Annotated in this window: 9 protein-coding genes; 2 read left to right on the top strand and 7 right to left on the bottom strand. The window is 47.7% G+C overall.

Translation table 11 applies throughout. The features are described from left to right. Positions 1-102: 102 nt before the first annotated feature. A complete protein-coding gene (locus Nant_RS10835) occupies positions 103-903 on the top strand; it encodes an ion transporter (protein WP_054341661.1) in 801 nt (266 codons plus the stop codon). A 92-nt stretch (positions 904-995) separates the two neighbouring features. Here Nant_RS10835 and Nant_RS10840 read toward each other — a convergent pair whose 3' ends face one another. From Nant_RS10840 to Nant_RS10865, 7 genes are all read right to left on the bottom strand, one after another. Next, a complete protein-coding gene (locus Nant_RS10840) occupies positions 996-1,772 on the bottom strand; it encodes a heme ABC transporter ATP-binding protein (protein WP_054341662.1) in 777 nt (258 codons plus the stop codon). Next, positions 1,769-2,827, bottom strand: a complete 1,059-nt coding sequence (locus Nant_RS10845) for a FecCD family ABC transporter permease (protein WP_054341663.1) — start codon at positions 2,825-2,827, stop codon at positions 1,769-1,771. The genes Nant_RS10840 and Nant_RS10845 overlap by 4 nt, the downstream gene beginning before the upstream one ends. Beyond that, complete coding sequence (locus Nant_RS10850; RefSeq protein WP_076496002.1) at positions 2,824-3,714, bottom strand: heme/hemin ABC transporter substrate-binding protein; 891 nt, start codon at positions 3,712-3,714, stop codon at positions 2,824-2,826. Before Nant_RS10850 ends, Nant_RS10845 begins: the two co-directional genes overlap by 4 nt. Further along, a complete protein-coding gene (locus tag Nant_RS10855) occupies positions 3,714-4,799 on the bottom strand; it encodes a hemin-degrading factor (RefSeq protein WP_054341664.1) in 1,086 nt (361 codons plus the stop codon). Before Nant_RS10855 ends, Nant_RS10850 begins: the two co-directional genes overlap by 1 nt. Before the next feature lie 101 nt (positions 4,800-4,900). Beyond that, positions 4,901-6,823, bottom strand: a complete 1,923-nt coding sequence (locus tag Nant_RS10860) for a TonB-dependent receptor plug domain-containing protein (protein ID WP_054341665.1) — start codon at positions 6,821-6,823, stop codon at positions 4,901-4,903. Between the two features lie 135 nt (positions 6,824-6,958). Next, positions 6,959-7,123, bottom strand: coding sequence for a hemin uptake protein HemP (gene hemP, locus Nant_RS21045; RefSeq protein ID WP_076496001.1), 165 nt, complete (start codon positions 7,121-7,123; stop codon positions 6,959-6,961). A 56-nt stretch (positions 7,124-7,179) separates the two neighbouring features. Then, positions 7,180-7,857, bottom strand: coding sequence for a glutathione S-transferase (locus tag Nant_RS10865; RefSeq protein WP_238377122.1), 678 nt, complete (start codon positions 7,855-7,857; stop codon positions 7,180-7,182). Between the two features lie 175 nt (positions 7,858-8,032). On the opposite strand from Nant_RS10865, the gene Nant_RS10870 reads away from it, so the two are divergent. Continuing rightward, positions 8,033-8,512, top strand: a complete 480-nt coding sequence (locus tag Nant_RS10870; protein ID WP_054341666.1) for a thioesterase family protein — start codon at positions 8,033-8,035, stop codon at positions 8,510-8,512. The last annotated feature ends 399 nt before the right edge of the window (positions 8,513-8,911 follow it).

The raw sequence follows: 8,911 nt of genomic DNA on the forward strand, positions 1-8,911 counted from the left end.
AGCCTTTATGATCCACGCCTGTGAACAGCGGCATTAAGGCTGTCCACAGGTAATTTTTTAATTATTATTAACAACTATCTATTTAGCCGATATCCGAGAATCATGAATAGCGACCGCCTCCAAGCTCGCCTTTATAACCTGCGTCATAATCGTTTTTTTGAATTTTTCGTTGTTTCAGTCATTTTGTTTTCAGCCGTCGTCATTGGCGCTAAAACCTATGACATTCCTGACAATTTACTCACTGTGATCGGTTGGTTAGACACAGGCATCACTTTTTTCTTCCTCACAGAGGTATCGGTACGATTTCTCGGAGAACCAGATAAACGTAATTTTTTCAAAGATCCGTGGAACGTATTTGATGCGCTGATTGTAGTCGTAAGCCTAATCCCCGTTGAAGACAGTGAGTTAGCCTTGGTTGGCCGTTTAATACGTATCTTCCGCGTATTGCGAATGGTATCCGTGGTGCCCGAGCTACGCTTATTACTTAACTCTCTGTTTAAAGCGCTGCCACAGCTGGGCTATGTAATAATGCTGATGTTTATCATCTTCTATATTTATGCAGCTGTGGGGGCTTCGTTTTTTGCGCCTATTAATAAGGTGCTGTGGGGTGACATCTCAATTTCGATGCTAACGCTGTTTCGTGTCATGACGTTCGAGGATTGGACAGATGTGATGTACGAAACGATGACCGTTTATTCTTTTAGCTGGATCTATTACCTTTCCTTTATTTTTCTGACTACCTTCGCTTTTTTGAATATGGTCATCGGAATTGTCGTGAACGTAATGGAAGACGAGCATGCTCAGGAAGCGAAGGTGCAGGCAATTGCTGATGGAGAACCGACAATTCAGGATTTGTCTGATCAAATTAAAGAATTAAAAGCGATGCTGCAGCAAAAGCAATAAGCCCGTCACTGACAAATAAACAATGCAGATCAGCCTCATCGATGATCTGCATTGTTGGTCTACAGAGCTCATTTAAATAACGTAGTTACTTGTCAGAGCATTACAACCATAGGCCGCTGTGAAACCGGATGCGGCAGAATCGACACATCGATAGCAAACAGCTGCCGAATCAATTCAGGTTTAAGTATCTCTTCCACTGAGCCCTGTGCTGCAATCGCGCCCTGCCGGAGCATAACAATGCGGTCACCGTACTGAGCAGCCAGATTCAAATCATGCAAAATTGCCATCACACCGATCCCCTTCCCAGCTAACTCTCGTGCCAGCTGCAGGGTCAACTGCTGATGAGCTACGTCAAGCGCCGACGTGGGCTCATCCAATAGCAGATAACGTGCTCCCAGCGCTGATTCTTCCCAGATCTGAGCTAACACACGCGCCAACTGTACCCGCTGTTTTTCACCACCCGACAAAGACGGATAGGCAGCATGCATAAGGTGGGTCATATCCACCCTATCTATTACCTGCTTCACGATTTCCGCATCCCTTACCCGCCCGGAACTGTGCGGTAAACGCCCCAGCATCACGACCTCTAACACAGTAAATGGAAACACCAGCTGCGACGACTGCGGCAACACGCCTACCATGCGGGCTATGTCACCCACTGACCAATGCCGGTAACTTGCGCCATTAATCTGCATATCACCCTCGGAGAAAGAGTGCTCACCGGACATCACTTTTAATAGCGAAGATTTGCCCGCGCCATTAGGCCCCAGCACGACCACTAACTCACCGGGATTAATACTAAAACTAAGATTATCTAACAGCACCTTACGACCAACACTAAGGCTTAAATGATTGACCGAAAAACTCATAAGCCTCCTCCCTGACGTGCGCGTAACACAATCAGACCAATAAAAAAGGGTCCGCCAATAATCGCTGTTATCAGGCCAATAGGTAGCTCAGCCGGAGCAATCACGGTACGTGATAACATGTCCGCCAGCAGCAGAAACAATGCACCCAGCAAGGCCGACGCTGCTAATAAGTAGCGATGATCAGGGCCTAGACTCATGCGGACGATATGCGGCACTACCAGTCCAACAAAACCAATCATTCCGGATACGGCGACCGCTGCACCGACCGCCAGTGCCGACAACAAAATCACAGCCACCTTTATCCGGCCAACATCGACTCCCAGGTGGCGCGCTTCCGATTCGCCTAACAATAATGCATTCAGGCTTTTGGCGTATCGTAAAATCAAAACTACGGCCACCATTATCATCGTTGCGGCGGCCATCACATCGTCCCAGGTCGCCCCACCCAGACTGCCCATTTGCCAGAACGTAAGGGTACGCAACATGGCATCATCAGCCATGTAAGTGAAGATACCAATACCGGCACCGGTGACGATATTAATCGCGACACCCGCCAGCAGCATAGTCGTAATGGATGTACCGAAACGGCTAGTTGCTATCCAGGCCACCAGCAATGTCGTTATAAAGCCACCCAAAAATGCCATCATCGGTAAGCTGTAAATTCCCAGCAAGTCATGCAGAGGCTTTAATACGGTGCCGCCCCATACAATACTGGCAACCGCGGCTAGCGCCGCGCCTCCGGACACACCAATCAAACCAGGATCTGCCAGCGGGTTACGAAACAAGCCCTGAATAGCGGCGCCACTCACTGCCAACGCCGCACCGACCAACATTCCAAGGACAGTGCGCGGCATGCGGATCGATTCAACCACCACCACAACATGCGGCGGCACATTCAGCTCAATCAACCCTATACGGGAAATAGCAACCTGCAAGGAATCCGACAAAGAGAGAGACATGGGGCCAACACCGACGGAAACAACCAGCGTACAGAGCAAGAATATACCGAGCAGCCCCATCGTCCATTGGGCACGATTTTCACGCTGCAGATTCATGGTACAACCTGGGCGCTCTGCTCACTGTTACCATACAACGCCGTGGTCAGTTCGCTGATGGCATCTCCGATACGCGGACCAAAACCCAATAACTTGAGTCCATTCATGGTAATGAGTCTTTTATTCTCTGCCGCTGGTGTCATCGAAAACCCCGGCTGCGAAAAGAGCTGATCAGCACTCACGGTATGACCCGCCCGCTTCATCATTAGAATCACATCAGGACGCGCTGTCACCAAAGCCTCAGCCGGTATAGGCTTGTAACCGTCAAAACCTTCTACCGCATTTAAACCACCCGCCAGACGAATCATGGTGTCTGCACCGGTATTACCACCCGCCACCAGCGGTGAACGCTCCCCGGCACTCAGTACAAACATCACACGTAGCGGTTGTTCAGCTTTAGCTGCCTGTGTTTTGGCATCATCCACCTTACGCTTAACCTCAGCCCACAGCTGTTCTCCTTCTGCCTGCTTACCCAGCATTGCAGCGATGTGTCTGATTTTCTCCTCGACTGCATCCAGTGAAGGCGCTTCGCTGTAAACACGAAAATCAACACCCGCCGCTTTTAACTGCTCCACCACTTTATCCGGGCCAGAATCATCAGTGGCTATGATGACATCTGGCGACAAGGACAACACTCCCTCCGCAGAAATTGCACGTTTGTAGCCGATCTGCGGCAATTTTGTCGCTAACGCCGGATAAGAAGAAGTGGTATCCACCCCAACCAAACGTTGCTCTTCACCCAAGGCATAGACGATTTCAGTCAGAGCACCATCTGCGGACACAATGCGCTGCGGCGATGCCTGCACAATGGAAAAAGAAAAAATGCCACACAACACAGCCGAGGTTATGGTCGCGTTCAGCGCGGACGGTAACTTAGCTTGTTTCATCAGGCTGCTTGCTCTTCGCTTAGCATGCTTTCTGCTAATTTCCGCCACTCTGGATTCTCGGGCTTCCCCTCTTCCCGCACACCAAAGAATTGAACAATAGTTTCACCGCCGTCATCATAAAATTCCAACGACGTCACCACGCCATCTTCGCTCAGCTTACGGATTAACCAACCACGGCTAACACCTTCACGCTGTAGGTGCAGGTTAAATTCAGGATCCAGCACATTCAACCAAGGCCCCATGACCTTAATATTTTCAACCGGCCCGGTGTGAATCTGAATATTTCCATGGTTGCCGACGAAACACATGATCGGCAATTTGCACTGCGCTGCTGTGTTAAGCAACACTTCCAACTGAACCGGATCAAATGGCAAAGCCCACGGCCCACCTACGAGACGAAATGCCTGTTCGCGGCTAATGTTGTGACGACGCAAGATGCCGAAAAACTGGTGCACATCAGTCATGGCGACCCACTCCGCCACCAGCTTTTCACAATCTACTTCACTATCATCGACATAAACGGGTAAGTCGGTCAGCGCTTCGTAGAGTAGAGCAGTATCCTGATCTTCAGCACGGTATTTATCCACCAACATGACGTAGGCCTGTGCGTTACTATCCGGTTGTAAAAATATTTTTTGGATTGCAATACCGGCTTTATCGAAAAACTGCAGACTGAAACGCCCCCCGCGAGGTGTTTCTTCGCGCACAGCAAAACCCAATGCCCAACGGCTCAGAATGATACGCAGATCAACCTTGCGGTCATCAGCCATAACCAAACCCATCGGACCAGTGATACGCACATTGTCATAAATACCCTTGCGCTCGTGCACGCAGTGCTCATTTCGGGTCAAGGTCATGATGTAGCCCAGTTCCGGTAACTGACGGATCAGCGCCGCAAACTGGTTATTCAAACGTACACTTTGAACGCCGCACTGCTGATCAACCATCGCTGCTTCACTTACACCCAGCACAATGGCCTGGTCACGGCGACGCAGTTTAGAATCACTAGCCAGCAGGCTCTTATAGTGCGGGTAAAGCTTTGAATCAGGCGTATTTTGTTGAAACAGATTATCCAGGTTATTCATTACATTCTCACTTTTGATCTATTTTCAGGCGGCGGCGACTCAACGGGCGGCATCACCAGGAATTGGCTTTTTCGCCATTACGATTGCCAGCAAATTCAGGCTTAGAAAGTACCCGTGAAACTCAGGCCAAATTGACGTCCCACTTCAGCATGGGAGCCGTTGTCATCATTTTCTGCTGCAAGTTCATCAAACAGGTTATAAATACCGGCGCGCGCTGTTAAATAATGATTGAACTCTTTGCGGAAGGTTACATCGACAACCGTGTGCCCGGGACTCTCGTCAGTATTCGCTGCATCGGTGAACTGTTTCCCTACATAACGTATTGCAAGCTGACTATTGGTATCGATAGCAGCTAAGTGCTGCGTCAACTTCAGAGCAGCCTCATGACGCGAGCGATGGGTCAGCCAATTACCAGAATTTTCATCTTCATGATCAAGGAAGGTATAGTTGAAACCCACACCTAAACCGTTAGCAAAGCTATACTCCAGTTCTGTCTCAACACCCGTAATCAATGCCTTTTCAACATTCTCATAGCGACTGGTGACCGTGGTGATGCCCCCGCCTGTGACACTGGACACCTGTTGGGCCTCGATCAGATTATCAACAGCATTGCGAAACACTGTCACCCCTGCGATCAAGGCGTCCTGACTATACACGGCGCCCAACTCTATTGATTTGTTGGTTTCCGGTTCTAAGTCGCTACTCCCCAAAAACGTATTCATGCGGAACATACCCGGACCGGTCGGATAACCATAGGTGAAACTATAGGCATCAGACGCTTCACGCACTGCCGGTGCCTTAAAGCCTTCCCCATACCCGGCTTTCAATCGCAGCCCATCAGACACGTCCCAGGCCAAATATACTTTTGGGCTAAACTCGCTACCAAAACGCTCGTGATCGTCGTACCGACCACCGATAGTCAGGGTCAAATCATCTCGAAGTGCAATCGCATCCTGCGCAAACAAAGACCATGCTTGGAAGTCATCAGCAAAGTCATTATTAACGCTAGCCACGTAGTCTTTTTCATAGGCTTCAAAAGAATACTCTGCACCGGCAATTAACTGATGGCCTCCTGCTAATTCTCCTGTTACATCAACAGACACAACATCCTCAGTCAAATTATGAAAGTAATTACTGGCAACGTAACGGCTCTTAGAGTCGGAGCGGTAAACGTGTGTTTTAACATCGAACCCGCCTATTTTTGTATCAAAATCAACAGCCGCCTGATAACGCTCAATATCGTAGTAAAGTGTATCCGGGTAGGATTTTCGCTCCTCTTGACCCGTAATCAGACTTAGATTCACATGACTGTCTTGCCCTACATCAATACCCAGGCCGGCTGTAAGATTAGTCATCTCTTTGCCTTCCTGAGCCGCTGATGAATTTCCACCACCAAAGTTTTGACGAAAAGCATCCTCTTCACGCTGCTCTAGACTGAATGCAAAATCGGCTATTTCGCCTAACGGTCCTGCCGCCGTAATAACCACCGCTTGCTCATCGCCACCTTCACCGGAAGACGTTGAGCGGCCTTCTGCCGTCACGGATGTACTCCATTTTTCAGCGGATTTTTTAGTCACAATATTGATAACACCACCCAATGCGGATGAACCATAGAGGTTAGACATCGGACCACGAATCACCTCGATTCGCTGTATCATCTGTACCGGCACCCAATTGAATTGATAATCAGAAAATGGCACATTGGTATCGGTATCACTAACACGACGACCATCAACAAGAATCAGTGTGTGATTGGTTTCCATACCACGCATGCTGATGCCATTACGACCTCCACCTACACTGCTGGCAGATACCCCGGGCAATCCTTCTATTGCTTCCAGCAGGTTATTAGCCCCACTCAGTTGAATATCCTCTGACGTTACGATATTAACGGAACCGGCAAAATCCTTAGCGGTAACCGGAGCTTTCGCGGCAATGACGACAGTATCTAGTAAAGTGGGAGTTTCGGCCTGAGCCTGTGCGGCAATCATTGCAGCAATGATGAGCGGGAGTGTTTTTTTCATATCAGTCTACTTCGGCTATTGGTTAATTAACGACTATTCTGTTCAGTTGAATGATCGTGATTTAAATCAATCGGCGGTAGCTGGCTGCCTGTATCTAAACAAGGGTGGCTTGCGAAAGGCCTATCAAAGGTAAAGTTACTTCGTCAGTATCAATTTTCCGTTACGTGTTTCCCGTAAGTGGTAAAGTTGTCCATTATGTACAATCAATAACTCTTTTTTATTGTTTAACAGCTCCTGACTAGAGATTTGGCGTAAATCGATTACCCCGACTCTAGGCTGCAAAGCATCTGCCTGTTCCATGAGATCACTCTACGTCATAAAAGATAATACGAATCATACTCATTTAGATATGAGAGTCAAGAAAACGACTCGAGATTTTTACTCTCCTCTCTCCACTGCAGATGTTTTTCCATAACAAGCCTAAACAGTTCTGAGTCCATCCAGGTGTCCAGCCATTGCCTAAGCCGTGTGTAAGGGGTTTGGTCAAACCAGACCCGGTCCACATGCGCACATTGGCGAACGAAGGGAAGCAGCGCCATATCCGCCAATGTGTAGTGGTCTGTCAGCAAAAAACTCTGATTTAAATAAGTATTCATCGACAATTGTTGATCAAGGAAGGCGAACCAGGTTTCACAATGGCGGCGGTAATAGTCCATCGGATGTTCCGGAAATCGGTCGGCGTACTTATATCGATCAAGCCAGTACTTAAACTCATCATCATTACGACTAATGAGTGACTGTATGGATTTATCCAATGCGGCGGGTAACCAATGATCCGGATCATTGTGCTGCAGAGCCCAGCGCATAATTTCACTACTCTCTTCGATGACTCGAGCATCACTTAACAACAACACGGGCACCGTGCCCTTAGGGGATATGTCCAGCATCGCCTGAGGCTTTTCTTTTAATACAACTTCACGTAATTCTACCTTTATATCGCTGTTGATGATGGCTAACCGCGCCCGCATGGCATAAGGACAACGGCGAAATGAATATAAGATAGTGGGTACGGTTTGATACGCTGGGGTCATCATCTCAACTTCTGTAATATTTAAAGGCGGTTATGTTTAAATTCTTTAGTGGTAAGGGCTGGAAAGCATCGCAGGTTCATAGCATTATACGCCCGTGACAAGCAATAAGCGCCTACATCTCATAGCTAATCCAGCAGTCTTGACGAATCACATCCTCTACAATAAGAAGGATTCACTCATGTTGATCACGCAGTACCCGCCCGTACCTGAAAATTATTGCGATTATAATGGCCACCTTAATGAAGGTTATTATCTTGTGATGCTCTCTCATGCGACAGATACCGTACTTGATGTTGCCGGTTTAGATCAGGAAGGCAGGGATGCGCACAAATTTAGTGCTTTCACTGTCCAGAACAACTTACGCTACCTTAAAGAAGTCCGACAGGGACAAAAAGTGGTGGCGCATTCACAGCTACTCTCCAGTGATAAAAAACGCTTACGTATCTGGCACGAACTCCGCAATGAAGAAGGAACGGAAACGCTGGCCGCCATCGAGTGTTTGCTGGTAGGTGTCGATATGCAAACCCGTCACAGTGCTGCGTGGCCGGAACAGATTCGCCAGACAATACAATCATTACAACAAAGGCACGCTAAAATTGAATGGCCTAAGGGTGCAGGCAATTCAATCGCTATGCCTAACCAAGGATGCTCGGCTTAGGCTCCACATGCAGGGTCTTGTGTCTAACTCTCCTCACACCTTAGTCGCTAAAGTGTCGGGTTTTTTTATTGTGTATATCAAATGAATAGCAGACCTTCAAGTTCACAGAAAGACTAATAATTACTGTATTAATTGATGATGCAATTTAACCTATAAAAGGCCGACAGTTTTATCAATCAAGCGCTTTGGTGAGTTCTCGTGAGTTATTTAAACGAGCGTATTAATTCAATTATTCGCCTTATACCCGTTACTACAACGTAATGGAGCAGATCTTAATTAAATTTGTGAGAGGAAATAAAGGATGTCAAATCTCATTTAGGGTGAAGTGACGTCTCAGAATAGTGAAATGACTTCTCATATAGAATGAAATGGGAACGAAAAAAGCAGCCAATGAAGTGA

Source organism: Neptunomonas antarctica (assembly GCF_001305295.1).
Lineage (GTDB): Bacteria > Pseudomonadota > Gammaproteobacteria > Pseudomonadales > Balneatricaceae > Neptunomonas > Neptunomonas antarctica.